This is a genomic window from Nonomuraea soli (assembly GCF_013761175.1).
Classification (GTDB): Bacteria; Actinomycetota; Actinomycetes; order Streptosporangiales; family Streptosporangiaceae; genus Nonomuraea; species Nonomuraea soli.
The window spans coordinates 599,791-618,096 of record NZ_JACDUR010000003.1 but is presented as its reverse complement, the minus strand read 5'-3'; the positions used below and the strand labels follow the sequence as shown (position 1 = coordinate 618,096).

Here is an 18,306-nt window from a genome sequence, read left to right as displayed (position 1 = left end):
GCACACCTCGTCCACCATGAAATCGTACGCCTTCCGCGGCCTATGACGTGCGTGGACGAACTGCCTGAGTCGGTCCTGGCAACACCGGACAGGTGCGTCGCGGTCACGGTGTTCGAGCTTTCCACCCGGATCGGCCGGGAGGCCGTCGCGGTGGTCTCGACCGTCGCCGCACCACCGCAGCCGGGAATCGTCGGTGGACTCCTGGGCGCACGCAGAGTACGGCACGCGCCGGCGTTCGTGGTCAACAAGCTGACCGACTACGCCGACGGCCTGGTCTGCCCGCTTCTGCTGCCCGATGAGCTGACACTCCTGATCGACGACAGGGTGCCCGTCGACGACGGACTCGTCTACACCGCCACCGGGGAACGATTCACCGCCCTGGCCCTGCGCTCCCTCGACCTCCTGTCACTGCTGCCCGGCAAGTCGGTGGACCTGCGCCCGCCAAGAGCCAGGGTCGCGCTGCCTCGTTGAGCCCGTACCATTGCGGGCGTGCGCCGTACACCTGCCCGGGCAGACACGTGATACGAAAGCTCACGCTGCTCGCCCTCTCCTTCGCCGCGCTGATGACGACGACAGTCGTCGTAGCGCCGCCGGGCGCTGCCGCGAGGGCGGAGACCAAGCTGTGGGTCAAGGCCTTCACACCCGACGTGCCGACCACCCCCACGACGCCGATCACGATCTCCGGCACGCTCACCAACCGGGGCACGACGCCGCTCCAGGGCACCCAGATCAGGCTGCGCACCTCCAACCAGCGCTTCACCGGCCGGGCCGAGCTCGAGAGCTACCAGAGCGGGCAGCTCGTCTCCCGTGACGTCGCGTGGACCGCCGGCTCCCTGACGCTGTCGGCCCCCGTCGAGCCGGGCGCGACCGTCTCGTGGCAGACCCAGATCACCCCGGCGCAGCTGACCCTCTCGCAGTTCGGCGTCTACCCCCTGTCGGTCCAGGCCTTCGACACCTGGTCGGGCACCGAGATCGACATCTGGCGCAGCTTCCTGACCTACGCCCCGGCCAACGCGCCCAAGCTGCCCAAGACCAAGCTCGCGTTCGCGCTGCCGATCATCGACGAGCCGCACCGCTCCGACAAGACGACCTTCACCGACGACGAGCTGCGCACCTCGATCACCGACAAGGGGCGGCTCGGGCGGCTGCTGAAGCTCGCCCAGACCGCCCCCAAGACCGCCACCTGGTTCGTCGAGCCGGGCATCCTCGACGACGTGCAGTCGATGGCCGCCGCCTACACCGTGCTGGTGAAGGGGAGCCCGCAGACCAAGCCGGGCGTCCCGGAGGCCACGGCCTGGCTCAACTCCCTGAGCGCGGCGCTGACCGGCGTGCCCGTGGTCGCCGTGCCGTACTCCGACCCCGACCTCGTCGCCCTGGCCCACAACGGCCTCGACAAGCAGACCGCGGTCGCCATCGAGACCGGGGCCGCCTCGGCCGCGTCGCTGCTCAAGCGTTCCGACATCAGCACCGCCGCCAACTGGCCGGCCGCCGGGCTGCTCGACGCCGACGCCCTCGACGTGCTGTCGATCGCCAAGGTCGACACGGTCCTGCTCAGCCCCGAGAACCTGCCCGCCTCCCAGCAACTGCTGACCACGCCCGACGCCGCCTCCACGCTCGACACCGTCGGTGGCGTCGTCACCGCGCTCGTCCCCGACCCGGTGCTGAGCCACACGCTCGAGCCCGACACCGCGGTCGCGGGCTCCACCCTGGCCAGCAGGCACCGGTTCATCGCCGAGACCGCGATCATCGCCTCCGAGACGCCCGCCACCGCCAAGTCGCTGGTCGTGGCGCCCACCCGCCGCTGGGACCCCAACGCCGCCCACGTGACCGCGCTGATGAAGGCCGCCTCGTCGCTGCCGTGGCTGGCGATGACCCCGCTCGACTCCATCGAGCCGGCGCGCAACTCCCCCGCGCGCGGACCGCTGACCTACACCGACGCCAACGCCTCGGCCGAGCTCGGAAAGGCCTACCTCGACCAGGTCAAGCAGGTCGCCCAGGATGCGCAGCTGACCGCGCAGGTCACCACCTCGCTGAAGTTCTCCGGGTTCGAGACCTCGATCCTGCGGCTGACCTCGGCGGGATGGCGCAAGCGGCTGCGGGCCGCCGAGTCCGCGCGCAAGACCGTCGCCAAGGGCGTGTCGGGCAAGCTCGACGACGTGTCGGTCCCGAGCGCCGACCGCCCGCGACAGCTGGCGGGCAGCAACGGCTGGGTGCCGATCAGCGTCACCAACGACACGCCCAACGACATCGCGCTGAAGCTCGTGGTGACCGCCGACAAGACCGACGAGCTGACCATCGGCAAGTACCCCGACGAGCTGAACATCGGAGCAGGCCAGAGCGGCACCATCCAGGTGCCCATGGAGGTCAAGACCGCCGCCGACACCACCGTCAGCGTGCAACTCCAGACCCGTGACGGCCTGGCGTACGGCCCGCCGAACAAGCTCACCATCAGGACTACGGGATACACCGGCATCGCGCTCGTCATCGTGGGCGCCGCCCTGGCGGTCATGCTGGCGGCGGTCGTCATGCGGGTGCTGCGCCGCAGGTCCCAGAAGCGCGTCGAGAAGGCGGGCCGGTCCAGGGAGGCCGAGCGAGTATGAGCCGAGTCCTGCGCGCGAGCGCGATCATGGCCGCGGGCACGCTGGTGTCGCGGATCACCGGGTTCGTCCGGACGATGGTGCTCGCCGCCGCGATCGGCACGGCCACACTGGGCGACGCCTACAACGCCGCCTACGCCATCCCGTACGCCATCCTCGACCTGCTGCTGCTCGGCGTCCTGAGCAGCGTCGTGGTGCCGATGGTCGTCAAGGCGCAGCGCGAAGACGCCGACGGCGGGCGCGCCTACGAGCAGCGGCTCCTGACGCTGACGACCGTCGCCCTCATCGTCGTCGCCGCGCTGGCCGTGTGGGCCGCCCCCCTGCTCATCGACCTGTACACCGACTGGCGTCCCGGCCAGGACAACTACGAGTGGGCGGTCACGCTGGCCAGGTTCATCCTGCCGCAGCTGGCCTTCTTCGGCGTCGGCGCGGTGGCGGGTGCGATCCTGAACACCCGCGACCGCTTCGCGGCCCCGATGTGGGCGCCCGTCCTCAACAACATCGTCGTCATCGGCGCCTTCCTCGTCTACGTCGCCGCCGGGCGCGGCACCTCGACGAACGGGCTGGCGATCCTCGGCATCGGCACCACCCTCGGCATCGTGGCGCAGGCCCTGGTGCTGATCGTCGCGCTCAAGCGGGCGGGCTTCTCGTTCAGGCCCAGGCTCGGCCTGCGCCGCGCCCGCCTCGGCGAGATGGGCAGGGCCGGCGTCTGGACCATCGGCTACGTGGTCGTCACGCAGCTCGGGTTCGTGCTCATCACCAACCTCGCGAGCGCCGCGGGAGACGTCGTCGCGGGCCACGGCATCACGCCCTACACCCTGGCGTTCCAGCTCTTCCAGCTTCCCTACGGGGTGATCGGCGTCTCGGTGATCACCGCGATGCTGCCGCGCATGAGCCGCTCGGTGGGCGAAGGGCGGTTCGACGAGGTGCGCGCGGAGTTCGGCTCCGGCGTACGGCTGATCGCCTCCGTCATGGTGCCGGTCTCGCTCATGCTGATGGTGCTCGGCCCGGCGATCACCGTGCCTCTCTACGCGCGCGGTGAGACCTCGATCGACGACGCCGTCTACATCGGGCAGGTGCTGCAGGTCTACGGCCTGGCGCTGGTGCCGTTCGCGGTGTTCCAGCTTCTGCTGCGGGTCTTCTACGCCTTCGGCGACACGCGTACCCCCGTCTACGTCGGCGCCGGCACCACCGCGGTGTTCGCCGGGCTGATGCTGGTGGCCAACGCCCTGGTGCCGCCCGCCTACGTGGTCATGGGCCTGGCCTTCGCCTACGCCGTCTCCTACGCGGTCGGGGCGGGCGTGGCGTGGATGCTCGCCTCCCGCCGGGTCCATGGCCTGGGCGGCTGGACCATCGGCGGCGCACTGACCAAGATGTACATCGCGGCGCTGCCGACCGCGGTGCTCGGACTGGCGACCGTGTGGGCGTCGCAACAGCTGTTCGGATCGCTCACCGTGCTCAACTCGCTGATCATCCTGGCGGTCGGCGGAGGCCTGGGAGGCCTGCTGTATCTGACGGTCGCGCACAGGATGCGCATCCCGGAGGTCAACTCGATCGTTGGAATGGTCGCCGGACGGGTAGGCCGGTAAAGAGCGCGGCGCGGCACTACCATGGTGACCGACGCGCGGCGAATGGAAGCAGGAGGCGTGGGCGGATTCAGCACGGTGATCGCGGCATGAGCACGGCAGTCCAGCCGGGGACGAGACTCGCCGAGCGCTTCCGCCTGGAAGATCGCGTCACCGAGTCCGACGGCGCCACCCTGTGGAAGGCCATCGACGAGATCCTGGCCCGGCCCGTCGCCGTTCTCACCTTCTCCCCTGGTTTCGAGCGCGTCACCGAGGTCGTCACCGCCGCTCGTGCGGCCTCCCGCCTCACCGATCCCCGCATCACCCAGGTCTTCGACGCCGCCCACGACGACGACCTCGCCTATGTCGTCAGCGAGTGGGTCACCGGTGAATCGCTGGCCGACCTGCTGGCCGCGGGCCCGCTCGACCCCGAGCGCGCGGCGGGGCTGGTCGCCGAGGCGTCAGAGGCGCTGGCCCACGCCCACGAGAAGGGCCTGCACCACCTGTGCCTGCGGCCGAGCCACCTGGTGTGGACCACCGGCAACACCGTCAAGGTGCTGGGCGTGGCCGTCGACGCCTCCCTGGCCGGGCTGACCACCGACAACCCCGCGCTCGACGACGCCGAAGGGCTGGGCCGGCTGCTGTACGCCGGGCTGACCGGTCACTGGCCCGGCGACGAGGAGGAGGGCGGGCTGCCCGCCGCCCCGATGATCGACGGGCACTTCTGCACGCCTCGCCAGGTCACCGCCGGCGTGCCCGGCTACCTCGACACGATCACCTCGCGCGCCTGCCTGCCCGAGTCGCGCCGCGGGCAGTCCTCGCTGGCCAGCCCCGCCGAGATGGCCGAGGCGCTGTCCGACGTGCCGCGCCCGGTCCCGCTCGCGCTCTCCTACTCCTCGCCGCCGCCGAGCGTGTCCGCCTCGCCGTCCGAGGGGCTGGAGGAGAAGGCTCCGCCGACGTGGACCCCTCCGCCCAGGCCGCCCAGCAAGGTCAACCGGATCCTGATGACCCTCGTGGTCCTGCTGGTGATCGTCGCGGTCGGCTTCGGCGCCTGGACCATCGGCCGCAACCTCGGCACCCAGAGCAGTCCGTCGGCGGGCAACACCACCGGCTCGTCCGACCCGGCGTCGCAACCCTCGGCGGCGCAGCTCGTCGCGCTCAAGCCGGCGGGGGCCGACGGCTTCGACCCGCTCGGCGACGACCGCTCCGAACACCCCGAGATGGCCGCGCAGGCCATCGACGGCAAGCCCAACACCTTCTGGCAGACGACCTACTACAACAGCGCCGAGCTGGGGCGGTTGAAGGATGGCGTGGGCCTGCTCATCGACATGGGCAAGCAGGTTCCGGTCAGCCAGGTCGTGGCCACGCTGGCCGAGACCCCCGGATCCAGCGTGGAGCTGAGGGTGGGCAACTCGCCCTCGCTCGACGCACTGAAGCCGGTGGCGACGCAGAAGGATGTGTCAGGAAAGGTGACGTTCACCCCGTCGTCGCCCGCAAGTGGCCAGTACGTTTTGATCTGGTTTACGCGGCTTCCGGCAGAAGAGGGACGTTTTCGTGGCACCATCTATGACGTAGTGGTGCACTCTCCCGGATCGGCCTAATCAGGAACCCTCACAGTGAACTCCCCACCCGAGACACCTTCGAGCGCGGCGACGGACGCCGCGCTGCTGACGGCGCACATCAACGGGGATGCTCACGCCTTCAGCGAGATCGTCAAGCGTCACCGTGACCGCATGTGGGCCGTGGCGCTCCGCACCCTGGGCGACCCCGACGAAGCCGCCGATGCCGTACAGGACGCTTTCGTCTCCGCCTACCGCAAGGCGGCGAGCTTCCGCGGCGAGGCCGCCGTCACCACCTGGCTGCACCGCATCGTCGTCAACGCCTGCCTCGACCGCATGCGCCGCAAGTCGGTGCGTCCCGTCGCCGACGACGAGCTCATCGAGGCGACAGAACGCGACAACCCGCTGCCCGACCAGACGGTCGAGCGGGAGGTGTCGATGGAGGTTTCGGCCGCTCTGAAACTTCTGCCGCCCGACCAGCGTGCCGCGCTCGTCCTCGTCGACATGATGGGCTATTCCGTCGAAGACGCAGCTCAGGTGCTGGATGTGCCCAGCGGTACGGTGAAAAGCCGGTGCGCGCGAGGGCGCGCGAAACTTGCCCCAATTCTTTCGCATCTGCGGAACCGATCGGAGCTGAGTAACGTCTCATCCGCGAAGGGAGCAGAACTTCGTGACGGGTGATACGCACTACGATCTGGAGATCCTGGCCGAGCTGGCCGAGGATCTTCTGGACGCTGCCACTGCCCTGCGGGTGCGCGAGCACCTCGCGGTATGCGACCCCTGCGGGGAGCGACTGGCAGACCTGGCGGCGGTTCGTGAGGTGCTGGCGGCGACACCATCGGTTTCCATGCCGATCGGGGTCGCGAAGCGCATCGACATGGCTCTGGCAGCGGAGCGAGCCCCCGTGGGCCTGCTCGACGTGGAGTTGCTCGACCCCCCTCCCCAGCTGGGAGTGGTGTCGGACGACGGCACGATCGTGCCCGCGCGCCCATCCCGGCGCCGCGCCCGCAGGTGGATCCTGCCGGCCTCCGCGGCGGCGGCCGCAGCGGCCGTCATCGGCAGCGTCGCGCTGTCGAGCCTGGCCACCGGCGGCGGGAGCAACGTCGCGGCGACACCCCTGATCGCCACGGGAGAGCCGACCACCCCGGCCGCGCTCGCCTACTCCCTGACCGAGAGCAACTGGAACTACAGCAACGCCGACCTCCAGCGGAACCTGTACGGCTCGCTGGGCCCCGCTCCGGCCGCCGTGGGCGCCACCGAGCGGGCCGAGGCGGCGCGGTGCGTGAGCGCCGTGCTCAAGCGCACCGGGCACCAGCCCTTCGCCATCGACCGCGCCTTCTACAACGGCAGCGAAGCACTGATCATGGCCTCCTGGAAGGACCAGGTCCTCGGCAGGGTCTACGTCGACGTCGTCGACCAGACCAGTTGCAAGGCGCTCAGAAAGACCAGCATCGCCACCTGGTGAACCATGTTTGCCCACGTGAGAGCCCGGCCTTGTCGGGCTCTTTCGTTTTGTGGGCAGGGTGGGAATCTCCGACGCCTAGGATCTGTTGATGCGACTGGCTGAAGGGGAAGAACAATGAGCGAAGTCCGCAACGTGATCATCATCGGCTCCGGACCGGCGGGGTACACCGCAGCGGTCTACTCGGCGCGCGCCGAGCTCCAGCCGCTGGTCTTCGAGGGCTCTGTCACCGCCGGTGGCGCGCTGATGAACACCACCGACGTGGAGAACTTCCCCGGATTCCCCGATGGCATCATGGGGCCCGACCTCATGGACAACCTGCGCAAGCAGGCCGTGCGCTTCGGCGCGGAGCTGGTCACCGACGACGTGGTCGAAGTCGACCTCGACGCGACTCCCAAGGTCGTCAAGACCGACTCCGGCGTCTTCTACGCCCACTCGGTCATCCTCGCGATGGGCTCCGGATACCGCGAGCTGGGCGTGCCCAACGAGAAGCGGCTCTCAGGACACGGCGTGTCCTGGTGCGCCACCTGTGACGGGTTCTTCTTCCGCGCCAAGGACATCGTGGTCGTGGGCGGCGGCGACACCGCGATGGAGGAGGCCACCTTCCTCACCCGCTTCGCCGCGTCCGTGACCGTGATCCACCGCCGCGACACCCTGCGGGCCTCCAAGATCATGCAGGAGCGGGCCTTCGCGAACGAGAAGATCCGCTTCGTGTGGGACAGCGAGGTCGTCGACGTCCTCGGCGAGACCAAGGTCAGCGGCGTGCAGGTGCGGAACGTCAAGACCGGCGAGCTGACGGAGATCCCCGCCGAGGGACTCTTCATCGCGATCGGCCACGACCCGCGCACCGAGCTCGTCAAGGGGCAGATCACGCTCGACGACGAGGGGTACATCAAGGTCGAGTCCCCCTCGACCCGGACCAACATCTCCGGCGTGTTCGCCGCCGGCGACGTCGTGGACCACACCTACCGCCAGGCCATCACCGCAGCGGGCACCGGATGCGCGGCGTCACTCGACTCCGAGCGCTGGCTTGCCGAGAACCTTTAGTTAGAAGGAGCACATCGTGAAGGCAGTAACCGACGCCACCTTCGAGGCAGAGGTCCTCAAGAGCGACAAGCCCGTCCTGGTCGACTTCTGGGCCGAGTGGTGCGGACCGTGCCGCCAGGTCGCGCCGATCCTCGAGGAGATCGCCAAGGAGCACGGCGACAAGCTGGAGATCGTCAAGCTGAACATCGACGAGAACCCCGAGGTTCCCCGGAACTACGGTGTGCTCCAGATTCCGACGATGAACGTGTACAAGGGCGGCGAGGTCGTGAAGCAGATCATCGGCGCCAAGCCGAAGGCGATGCTGCTTCGGGAGCTTGAGGGCATCATCTAGGACCTTCTGGGTCTTCTTGAACCTTCGCCGGGGCCTCTCGCGCATTGTGCGTGGGGGGCCTTATCGTTGGCGGGCACTCCGCCCTTTCGTCGGCGGGTTCTTCTTGGCGTCGGCCCTTCGCCCTTCTTGGTATCGCCCTTCGCCCTTCGTCTGATGGGCCCATCGTCTTACGGCGCTGAGATCGTCTCAGACGGGTCGCAGGGCCCGATCCGGGGTCATGGAGCCCAGGAGCCGCTCCAGAGCCACCTCGACGTCCTCACGCCACGACGCGGCCGTCTTGAGCTCCAGCCGCAGCCGTGGGAAGCGCATGTGCGGTCTCACGGTCTTGAACCCCACCGACAACAGGTACTCGGCCGGCACCACGCACCCCGGCGACTCCCACTTCAGGTCGCCGAACGCCTCGATGGCCTTGACCCCGCGCCGGGTCAGATCCTTGGCCACCCCCTGGATGAGCATGCGCCCCAGCCCGCCGCCGGAGAACTCGGGGATGATGTGCGCCGTCATCAGCAACACGGCGTCGGCGCTGACCGGCGAGGTCGGGAATGCCACCGAGCGCGGGGAGTAGAGCGGCGGCGCGTAGAGCACGAAGCCCGCGGGCACCCCATCGACGAAGGCGATCTTGCCGCAGCTCCCCCACTCCAGCAGCGTCGCCGACAGCCAGGCCTCCTTCTCCAGCCCCGGGTCGCCGTCGCCGATGGCCCGATCACCACTCACGGGGTCGAGCTCCCAGAAGACGCACTGCCTGCATTTGCGCGGCAGGTCGCCGAGATTGTCGAGAGTGATGTTGGCCAGCCGACGCGACAACTACGCTCCCAATCGTGAACGTGGCGGGACAGAAATCGAGTGTAATCCCGCTGGCATCGTAGCCCAGAGGCCCGACCGATGGAGTTGCACGGACACGCCTGTCGTACCCTGGACTCTCGGCTCTTTCTACGCCTAGGAGGTGGACCGTGACACAAGAGACGGATCACGGTCGGACGCCCGCGACCCAAGGGTCGCGTATCGATGCCTACGTGGATCGCTACGCGGCGCGAGCTACCGGGATGGTTGCCTCCGAGATCCGAGCTCTTTTCGCCGTCGCATCGAGGCCCGAGGTGGTCTCGCTCGCCGGCGGCATGCCGTACGTCACGGCCCTCCCCCTCGACATGGTGGGCGAACTCGTCTCCGACCTGGTCAGGCAGCGTGGTCCCGTCGCGCTGCAGTACGGCTCCGGCCAGGGTGATCCGCACCTGCGTGAGCAGATCTGCGACTTCATGACGCTGGAGGGGATCGAGGCAGGGGCGGACGACGTCGTCGTCACGGTCGGTTCGCAGCAGGCACTCGACCTGATCACCCGGATCTTCATTGATCCCGGTGACGTGGTGTTGTGCGAGGGACCCTCTTACGTGGGTGCACTCGGTACATTCTCCGCATACCAGGCCAAAGTGGTCCATATCGCTATGGACGAGCACGGTCTCGTGCCCGAGTCCCTGGCGCAGACCATCTACGCACTGCACACCGCGGGGCAGCGCATCAAGTTCCTCTACACCATCCCGACCTTCCAGAACCCCGCCGGCGTGACGCTCAACGTCGCCCGGCGGCAGCAGGTGCTCGACATCTGCGCCAAGGCCGGGATCCTCATCGTCGAAGACAACCCGTACGGGCTGCTCGGCTTCGACGGCGAGCCCATGCGCGCCCTGCGCGCCGACAACCCCGACGGGGTCGTGTACCTGGGCTCTTTCTCCAAGACCCTCGCGCCCGGGTTCCGGGTGGGCTGGGCGCTCGCTCCGCACGCCATCCGCGACAAGCTCGTGCTGGCGATGGAGTCGGCGGTACTGTCCCACTCGTCCTTCACCCAGCTGGCCGTCGGGCAGTACCTCGCCACGCAGCCGTGGCAGGAGCAGATCAAGTCGTTCCGCGAGCTGTACAGGGAACGTCGTGACGCGCTGCTCAGCTCGCTCGACTTCCTCATGCCGCCCGGCGTCACGTGGACACGTCCTGGGGGCGGGTTCTTCGTGTGGGCGACGCTCCCTGAGGGCCTCGACTCCAAGGCGATCCTGCCGCGGGCCGTAGCCGAGCGGGTGGCGTTCGTGCCCGGGACCGGGTTCTACGCGGATGGGGGCGGGGCTCGGAACATGCGGCTGTCGTACTGCTTCCCGGAGCCTGACCGGATTCGGGAGGGTGTGCGGAGGCTCGCCGGGGTGATCGAGCAGGAGATGCAGCTGCGGGACACCTTCGGGACGGGATCGGCGCCCGACCACCCTGGGGTGGACACGCCGGGGCCTGACCTGGCTTAGTTCATCTGGGTACGGCAGGCGGGACCTTGAGGTCTCGCCTGCCGTTCCTTTTGAGCTCCGGACGCTCTCTCGCACTCCTCCGGCGTTTTCTCCCCGCCCCGCGCCCCGGTTCCCCGCTCCGGTTCCCCCGCTCTGGTTCCCCCGCTCCGGCTCTCCCCTCCAGCTCCCCCGCTCCTGCGCTCCCGCTTCCCTTCCTGCTCCACTCCCCGCTCCCGCCCTCCCCTCCACTGCTTCCACCTCCCCCCTCCCCGTCTCCGCCGCTTCCCCCTCCACGTCTCCGCCGCCCTCAGCCCCATCCCCACGCCTGGCCCATCCCCATGCCCGGCCCATCCCCACGCCCGGCCCCGGCCTCGGGCCGGTCTCCGGCCCCATCCCGGCTCGGCCTCCGATCCCCCTCGACCTCCCCCTCCACCAAATCTCCCGCCGCCACCAAAGCCGATGCCACATCCACCACTCCCCGCCGGTACGGTTGTACGGCGGTGTGAGCGGGTGAGGGAGGCGTTGAGATGAGCGATCTGGGCCACGTGCTGGTGCTGGCCGGTGGACTGTCCTACGAGCGAGAGGTCTCGCTGCGTTCAGGACGTCGAGTCAGCGAGGTGCTCCGCTCCGCGGGCATCGACGTGGAAACCCGCGACACCGACGCGTCCCTGGTCCCCTCCGTCCTGGCCGACCCCCCGGACGCCGTCTTCGTCACCCTCCACGGCGGCGCGGGCGAGGACGGCGCGATCCGCTCCATCCTCGAACTCCTCCACGTCCCCTACGTGGGAGCCGGCCCCGACACGTGTCGCGTGGCCTTCGACAAGCCCTCGGCCAAGGCGGTCGTCCGCTCTGTCGGCCTCCTCACCCCCGACTCGGTGACCCTCCCCAAGGAGACCTTCCACGACCTCGGCGCCTCAGCCGTCCTGACGCGCATCGTCGAGCACCTGGGCCTCCCCCTCTTCGTCAAGCCCGCCCGCGGCGGCTCAGCGCTCGGCGCCTCTGCCGTACGCACCGCGGAGGAACTCCCCGCCGCCATGGTCGGCTGCTTCGCCTACGGCGACACGGCCCTCATCGAGCGCTACATCGAAGGCGTCGAGGTATCGGTCTCCGTCATCGACCTGGGCGACGGCCCCGTCGCTCTCCCCGCCGTGGAGATCGTCCCCGACAAGGGCGTCTACGACTACGCGGCCCGCTACACAGCCGGCCACACCGAGTTCTTCGCCCCCGCCCGCCTGTCCGCCGAGGCCGCCGCCGCGTGCGCCGAGATGGCCGTCACCGCCCACACCGCCCTCGGCCTTCGTGACCTCTCCCGCACCGACCTCATCGTCGACGCCCAGGGCCGCCCCCACTTCCTGGAAGTCAACGTCGCCCCGGGAATGACGGAGACCTCCCTGCTGCCCATGGCAGCCGAGGCCGCGGGCCAAGACCTCGGCACCCTCTGCCGCGGCCTCCTCGAAATCGCCGCCGCCCGCACCGCGTAGCCCGCCGGCCTCGCGCCGGGCGACCTGGCATCACACCCGCCTCCATACGCAACACCGAGCCGCACCCGTAGCCGCCGCGCAGCCACGCAATGAGTGCCGGACGAACGCGGGCAGACAGATGCGGGCAGGGGCCGGACGCCAGCAGGCGCAGACGCAAGCACGCGCGCACGCGCACACGTGCGCGGGCACACAGACGGGCAGACGCAGACCCGGCAGAGGCAGCCCGGCAGTCAGATGCGAGTGGACGCAAGCGGCAGGCAGGCAGGCGACAGACGCAGGCAGGCACGCCATCTGCTCGCGGGCCGACTGCGCCCTGCCCTGGCACTGGCGACCAGCATTCAGCCACCGCCACGCCCGTGCGGGATCGGGCGACCAACCGCCCCACACATGCCCACCGAAAGCGGCACAGGCCGCGCCCCGCACCACTCCCGCTTGGCGATCACGCTCCGACCGCTGTGCCGAGGCCGTCCACCCGGCCTCCCCCGTCGCGCCCCCGCTACCCTCCACCAGCACCCAGGTGATGCTGATGCCTCAAGGCCCACTGCGGCCACCAATCCCGACCAGCACCCGACGTAATGTTGGCCCTGTGCTGATCGATTCACCCTTCCCAAAGAGTTTCGCCAGCGACAACCACGCCGGCGTTCACCCCACCATCCTGGAGGCCATCGCAGCCGCCAACCACGGGGATGCCCCGGCGTACGGGGGTGACGACTGGACGGCGCTCTTCGAAGAACGGGTCCACGCAGAGTTCGGTCCCGCCGCCCAGGGCTTCGCCGTACTCAACGGCGCTGGAGCCAACATGGTCGGCCTGGCCCTCATGCTCGGCCGCTACGACGCCATCATCTGCGCATCGAGCGCCCACATCGCCACCCACGAGGCGGGCGCTGCGGAGCGGCTGCTGGGCGTCAAGCTCATCACTGTCCCCACAACGGACGGCAAGCTCCTCCCCCGCGACATCACCAGCCGCCTGGGAGGCGTCGGCAACCCGCACGAGTCCCAACCGACGGTCGTGTCCATCTCCCAGGTGACCGAGCTGGGCACCGTCTACACGCCCGAGGAGATCGCGGCCCTGTCCGAGGCTGCCCACGACGCCGGGTTGTTCCTTCACGTCGACGGCGCCCGGCTGGCCAATGCTGCGGCTCATCTGGGCACGGATCTGCGGAGCATCACCACCGATGTGGGGGTGGATGTGTTCAGCTTCGGCGGCACCAAGAACGGCGCGTTGGCCGCCGAAGCCGTCATCGTGCTCTCCCCCGAGCTGGCTTCCGGGACGCCGTTCCTTCGCCGTCAGTCACTGCAGCTGGCTTCCAAGATGCGCTACATCTCCGCTCAACTCACCGCCCTGCTCACCGATGAGCTGTGGCGCCAGAACGCGGGCCACGCCAACGCGATGTCGACGCGCCTGGCGGATGGCCTTCGGGACGTCCCGGATGTTGGGCTCGCGTTTCCCGTGCAGTCGAATGCCGTCTTCGCCACGCTGCCCGCACCGGCGGTGTCGGTTCTCCAGCAGCGATACCGCTTCCATTACTGGGACGAGGAAGCAAACCTCGTGCGCTGGATGACGGCGTTCGACACGACACCGGATCAGGTCGACGAGTTCCTGGACGACATCCGGAAGGCAGTCGGCGCCTAGCACGACGTCGTGGTCGGGCTGTGTTTCACGTGAAACACAGCCCAGGGATGGGGGATCCTTCCATCTCCGGGAGCGCGCGAGGTGCTTGAAGCCATTACGTCCCGCGCGGCCAGCGGCGTCGCGGGACACCTGCGCACGACGTGGGCGGGTAGATGTTTCACGTGAAACCATCTTCGTTCCGGGCGTTAGTGCAGAGCGAGTGACTGCGGAGCCGTCGGCGCGGGGTGGGTGACTGCGGGCACGGACGCTCGGCAGCGGCGCCAAGTGCGAACAGAGCCTCCCCGGGCGGCCCATGTTTCACGTGAAACGCGCCCGTGCGTTCACACCACGGTCAACGACGAAGGGGGCCGTGTTTCACGTGAAACACGGCCCCCTTCGCTGCCCTACGAGCTGAGCTTCTGCGGAGCGGCGCCTAGTCCTCAGCATCCCTCATGGCGCGGACGGCCTCGGGGGCCATGGTGCCGATGATTCGCTCAAGGTCGTCGATGGTCGCGAACTCCACCACGATCCGCCCCTTGCGTCGACCCAGGTCCACCTTCACCTTGGTCTCGAAGTGATCCGACAGCCGGTTGGCCAGATGCGTGAGGCCGGGTGCGGTCGGACGGTTCGTGGGGCGCTTGGTGGTCGACTTGGGAGCGGCGGCGCTGCTGCCCATGGCGACGATCTCCTCCACCGCCCGCACGGACAGCAGTTCGGCGACGATGCGGTTGGCGAGCTGGATCTGATGCTCGGCGCTCTCGAGTCCCAGTAGCGCGCGAGCGTGGCCGGCGCTGATGGTTCCGGCCGCGACACGGAGCTGGACTTCGGGCGGGAGGTTGAGGAGGCGGAGAGTGTTGGTGATGTGCGACCGGGAACGGCCGACCTTCTGGGCGAGCTGCTCGTGGGTGGCGCTGAAGTCGTCGAGGAGCTGCTGGTAGGCGGCAGCCTCTTCGAGGGGGTTCAGCTGCTCGCGCTGAAGGTTCTCGATGAGGGCGTCGCGCAGGAGGTCGGTGTCCTGGGTGTTTCTGACGATGGTGGGGATCACGTCAAGACCGGCCAACTGGCTGGCTCGCCAGCGCCGCTCCCCCATGATGAGCTCGTACCGGCCGCCGCCGATCGAGCGCACCACCACGGGCTGAAGCAAGCCGACTTCGCGGATGGAGGCTGCCAGTTCCTCCAGGCGGTCCTCGTCAAAGACCTCGCGCGGCTGCCGGGGGTTGGGGGCGATCGCGGTTACGGGGACTTCCTTGAAGTACGCACCGATGATCGGCTTCGGACCGCCGTTCACCTCTTCGGACGCAGACGGTGAGGCGGGCGCTGACCCTGCCGCCGTTGCCACCGCGCCGGTTCCGTCAACGATCGGCCCGGTCGGGATGAGCGCCCCGAGTCCCTTGCCCAACCCTCGCCGCTGCTGACTCACTGCGTCTCCTCATTCCCCCGGCAGATTCCGGTCACATCAGGAGAGGTTACCGTCGCACACGCAACGGAGTACCCGCTCGCCGCACACGGTTCTATCTGATTTCGAAGCGTGGCCGTTTGAGGGATGTGGATGCCTGTGGATAAGTGGGCTCGTTATCCACAGGAAGGTCGCTTAACCCGTGCTCAGAGGTGGTGTGCAAAGTTCCACAGGAGCGATTCTCCGAGAGGTCGGCCCCGAGCCGCCGGAAGGGCTTTTGAGGGAGCGACTCCTGTGAAACCGGCTGTCCTGGATGCCCCGGCCCGTTTTCGCCCTACCGCGGTGTCTTGAGGGCTCCGGCCCTCCTTCGCGACTCCTCTGATAGACGCCTCCCGGCATGCACGGCTCAGGAGGCTCCCAGATGCTTTAAGCACCGCTTTGAGGAAATTGGCCGACTTGGGTGATCAGCTTGTGCACCAGGGCCTGTGTGCTCGCTCTGAGGCGCGCGCATGGGGTGGCTTACGGCGTCCAGACCTCCGGTGGGAGGGGTCTCGACGCGAGGCGTAGTCACACGAGATCGCGAGGCGTAGTCACGCGAGATGAGGCGACGCAAGGTGAAGCGGCGCGATGCAACGCAAGGTGAAGCGATGCGATGCGATGCGCCAGGCTGCGCGAGGCGACACGACGAGGAGGCGGCGCAAGGCAAAGCCAAGCGAGGCGCGGCAAGGCGGAGCCGGGCGACGCGAGGTCGGCGAGTCGGCAGGTCGCCCGGTCGGCCGGTCGGCACGCTGGCACGGTGGCGGGCTGGCACGGTGGCGGGCTGGCACGGTGGCAGGTGGGCAGGTGGGCAGGCTGGCAAATTTGGGGGGTGGGGAGCGGGGGTGGTGGTTAGACCGAGGCGGCGCGGTAGGCGATCTCGCGGGCTGCGTCCATGTAGGCCGTTGCGCCGCTGGAGCCTGGGTCGTAGGTCATGACGGACTGGCCGTAGCTGGGTGCCTCCGACACGCGGACGCTTCGCGGGATCACGGTGTCGAGCACGGTCTCGCGGAAGTGCACGCGGACCTCGTCGGCCACCTGCGACGCCAGGCGGGTGCGGCCGTCGTACATGGTCAGCAGGATCGTGGACACCTGCAGGTTGGCATTGAGGTGGGCCTTGATCAGGTCGATGTTGTGGAGCAGCTGGCTGAGGCCTTCCAGGGCGTAGTACTCGCACTGGATGGGGATCAGCACCTCCTCCGCCGCCACGAGGGAGTTGACCGTCAGCAGCCCCAGCGAGGGCGGGCAGTCGATGATGATGTAGTCGAGCTCCACCGAGTCGAACGACGCCAAGGCGCGGCGGAGGCGGGCCTCGCGGGCGACCAGGGAGACGAGTTCGATCTCGGCGCCGGCCAGGTTGATGGTCGCCGGGGCGCAGTAGAGACCGGGCATGTCGGGCACTTCGCGCACGATCTCGGACATCGGCAGGTCGTCGACGAGGACCTGGTAGATGTCAGGAACGTCACCCCGGTGCTCCGTCGCAAGGGCGGTGGAGGCATTCCCCTGGGGGTCAAGGTCGATGACGAGCACGCGCTGGCCGTGCATCGACAAGGCGGCGGCAAGGTTCACGGAGGTCGTCGTCTTGCCGACTCCGCCCTTCTGGTTCGCCACGGCGATCACACGGGTCTTGGGCGGGCGTGGCCAGAGACCCTCCTGCCCGGAGGGGGAGTTGCCCGCCAAGGGGGCGGTCTGGGTCGTGGATGTTTCACGTGAAACCACTGAACTGAGCGCCTCTCGTACCAGCGGCGAATCACCGGGATTAAGGGGGGTCTGGGTCACGATGGCCATCCTTTCAACAGGAGGCGGGGTACTGCCGGTAAATCCACCTCGCGACACGCCCAATTCCGGCCAACCTACACCGGAAGGGCTTTGTGTGACGGGTTCACCCGGCCAGCCCAGGCCTGAAGACGCGCCTGGCACAACCGCTACCTCCTTCGACGGCGCCGACCGCCACCGCCAGGGGGACTCTGGCGTCCGGCCACCACCCGAACCAACGTTGCGGGCGGCTCGACCTTACCGTGCCCGACCGAGATGAGTTCAGCCGATTGGGCCCCAGCGGCACGCAATTCGGCATCGGACTCGGCAAGCTCCTCGGCTGCTCGCTCCCCCTTCATGGCAATGAGCTCGCCCCCTTCGCGAAGGAGGGGCATGGACCAGGTCAGGAGACGGCCAAGGGGGGCGACGGCTCGGGCGGTGGCGACGTCGAACACTCGCTTGCCCTTGAGCTCCTCGGCGCGGCCGCGCAGGACCTCCACGTTGTCGAGGCCGAGGGCGGCGGCGCACTCCTCGAGGAAGACGGTGCGGCGGAGCAGGGGTTCGAGGAGGGTGACGGTGATGTCGGGGCGCACGATCGCGAGGACGAGACCGGGGAGTCCGGCGCCGGAGCCGATGTCGACGACTCGGACGGGGGTGGAGGCGGTAATGCCATCACCGGAACTGGCTTCCAGGTGGCCTGGCTTGTCGGGGATGGCTTCGGCGATGACGGCGCAGTTGAGCAGGTGGCGGTCCCAGATGCGGGGCACTTCTCGCGGTCCCAGCAAGCCACGGACCACGCCGGGCCCAGCGAGCAGCTGTGCGTAGGCCTCAGCGCGAGCCCAGGCATCGCCGGTGAAGACCTCGCGCGCGATCGGCGGTGGGGCCGGCAGTTCGTCGCTCACAGCTGATGGACCTTCCTCATCTGCATTGTCGTCCCAAGACTAGGGGGTCGTGGGCCCTCTCGTTCCCGGCTGGGTGGGGTGTCCGGGTTTGGGGTGTCGGGTGGTGAACCCAAGGCGGGCTGCGGAGGCGGGTGACGGTAACTCCCCCGGCGTGCCGTACGCGATGGGCTGGGCCGTACGAAGGGCCCAGCTGCGCCGTACGGAAGACGTGCGGGAAGACGTGCGGGAAGACGTGCGGGAAGACGTGCGGGAAGACGTGCGGGAAGACGTGCGGGAAGACGTGCGGGAAGACGTGCGGGAAGACGTGC

At 68.9% G+C, this 18,306-nt stretch carries 16 protein-coding genes; 12 read left to right on the top strand and 4 right to left on the bottom strand.

Translation table 11 applies throughout. The annotated features are described in order from the left end of the window. The first annotated feature begins 42 nt into the window (after positions 1-42). The 8 genes from HNR30_RS15770 to trxA all read left to right on the top strand — a co-directional run bounded on the left by HNR30_RS15770 (position 43) and on the right by trxA (position 8,561). Positions 43-471 carry a YbaK/EbsC family protein gene (locus tag HNR30_RS15770; protein ID WP_246378801.1) on the top strand — a complete coding sequence of 143 codons (429 nt, stop codon included), beginning with the start codon at positions 43-45 and terminating at the stop codon, positions 469-471. A gap of 47 nt (positions 472-518) precedes the next feature. Beyond that, the gene (locus tag HNR30_RS15765; protein WP_181610596.1) at positions 519-2,600 is read left to right on the top strand and encodes a DUF6049 family protein; all 2,082 of its coding nucleotides are present in this window, start codon (positions 519-521) and stop codon (positions 2,598-2,600) included. Further along, positions 2,597-4,186, top strand: coding sequence for a murein biosynthesis integral membrane protein MurJ (gene murJ, locus HNR30_RS15760; RefSeq protein WP_181610595.1), 1,590 nt, complete (start codon positions 2,597-2,599; stop codon positions 4,184-4,186). Before HNR30_RS15765 ends, murJ begins: the two co-directional genes overlap by 4 nt. 86 nt (positions 4,187-4,272) lie before the next feature. Further along, on the top strand, positions 4,273-5,763 hold the full coding sequence (locus HNR30_RS15755; RefSeq protein WP_181610594.1) for a protein kinase family protein: 1,491 nt from the start codon (positions 4,273-4,275) through the stop codon (positions 5,761-5,763). Positions 5,764-5,778: 15 nt separating this feature from the next. Then, on the top strand, positions 5,779-6,402 hold the full coding sequence (gene sigM / locus HNR30_RS15750) for an RNA polymerase sigma factor SigM (protein WP_181610593.1): 624 nt from the start codon (positions 5,779-5,781) through the stop codon (positions 6,400-6,402). Continuing rightward, complete coding sequence (locus HNR30_RS15745; protein ID WP_181610592.1) at positions 6,392-7,186, top strand: anti-sigma factor family protein; 795 nt, start codon at positions 6,392-6,394, stop codon at positions 7,184-7,186. The genes sigM and HNR30_RS15745 overlap by 11 nt, the downstream gene beginning before the upstream one ends. Positions 7,187-7,300: 114 nt before the next feature. Further along, on the top strand, positions 7,301-8,230 hold the full coding sequence (gene trxB / locus HNR30_RS15740; protein WP_181610591.1) for a thioredoxin-disulfide reductase: 930 nt from the start codon (positions 7,301-7,303) through the stop codon (positions 8,228-8,230). Positions 8,231-8,246: 16 nt separating this feature from the next. Next, complete coding sequence (trxA, locus tag HNR30_RS15735; RefSeq protein WP_181610590.1) at positions 8,247-8,561, top strand: thioredoxin; 315 nt, start codon at positions 8,247-8,249, stop codon at positions 8,559-8,561. A gap of 186 nt (positions 8,562-8,747) precedes the next feature. On the opposite strand, the gene HNR30_RS15730 is transcribed toward trxA, so the two are convergent. Beyond that, positions 8,748-9,365 carry a GNAT family N-acetyltransferase gene (locus tag HNR30_RS15730; protein WP_181610589.1) on the bottom strand — a complete coding sequence of 206 codons (618 nt, stop codon included), beginning with the start codon at positions 9,363-9,365 and terminating at the stop codon, positions 8,748-8,750. Positions 9,366-9,604: 239 nt separating this feature from the next. Here HNR30_RS15730 and HNR30_RS15725 point away from each other — a divergent pair, with 239 nt between their 5' ends. The 3 genes from HNR30_RS15725 (at position 9,605) to HNR30_RS15715 (ending at position 13,930) form a co-directional block, all read left to right on the top strand. Further along, positions 9,605-10,837 carry an aminotransferase-like domain-containing protein gene (locus tag HNR30_RS15725; RefSeq protein WP_220133591.1) on the top strand — a complete coding sequence of 411 codons (1,233 nt, stop codon included), beginning with the start codon at positions 9,605-9,607 and terminating at the stop codon, positions 10,835-10,837. A gap of 506 nt (positions 10,838-11,343) precedes the next feature. Continuing rightward, a complete protein-coding gene (locus tag HNR30_RS15720) occupies positions 11,344-12,297 on the top strand; it encodes a D-alanine--D-alanine ligase family protein (protein WP_181610587.1) in 954 nt (317 codons plus the stop codon). 586 nt (positions 12,298-12,883) lie between these two features. Continuing rightward, positions 12,884-13,930 (top strand): threonine aldolase family protein, encoded by a 1,047-nt coding sequence (locus tag HNR30_RS15715; protein WP_312894434.1) that lies wholly within the window; start codon positions 12,884-12,886, stop codon positions 13,928-13,930. A 412-nt stretch (positions 13,931-14,342) separates the two neighbouring features. On the opposite strand, the gene HNR30_RS15710 is transcribed toward HNR30_RS15715, so the two are convergent. From HNR30_RS15710 to rsmG, 3 genes are all read right to left on the bottom strand, one after another. Further along, complete coding sequence (locus HNR30_RS15710; RefSeq protein ID WP_181610586.1) at positions 14,343-15,329, bottom strand: ParB/RepB/Spo0J family partition protein; 987 nt, start codon at positions 15,327-15,329, stop codon at positions 14,343-14,345. 864 nt (positions 15,330-16,193) lie between these two features. Beyond that, positions 16,194-17,129, bottom strand: coding sequence for a ParA family protein (locus HNR30_RS15705; protein WP_181610585.1), 936 nt, complete (start codon positions 17,127-17,129; stop codon positions 16,194-16,196). 137 nt (positions 17,130-17,266) lie between these two features. After that, on the bottom strand, positions 17,267-17,998 hold the full coding sequence (gene rsmG, locus HNR30_RS15700; protein ID WP_181610584.1) for a 16S rRNA (guanine(527)-N(7))-methyltransferase RsmG: 732 nt from the start codon (positions 17,996-17,998) through the stop codon (positions 17,267-17,269). A gap of 103 nt (positions 17,999-18,101) precedes the next feature. Between rsmG and HNR30_RS15695 the strand changes: the two genes are divergently transcribed. Further along, positions 18,102-18,306: hypothetical protein (locus HNR30_RS15695; protein ID WP_181610583.1), on the top strand; the 205-nt coding region annotated here is incomplete at its 3' end.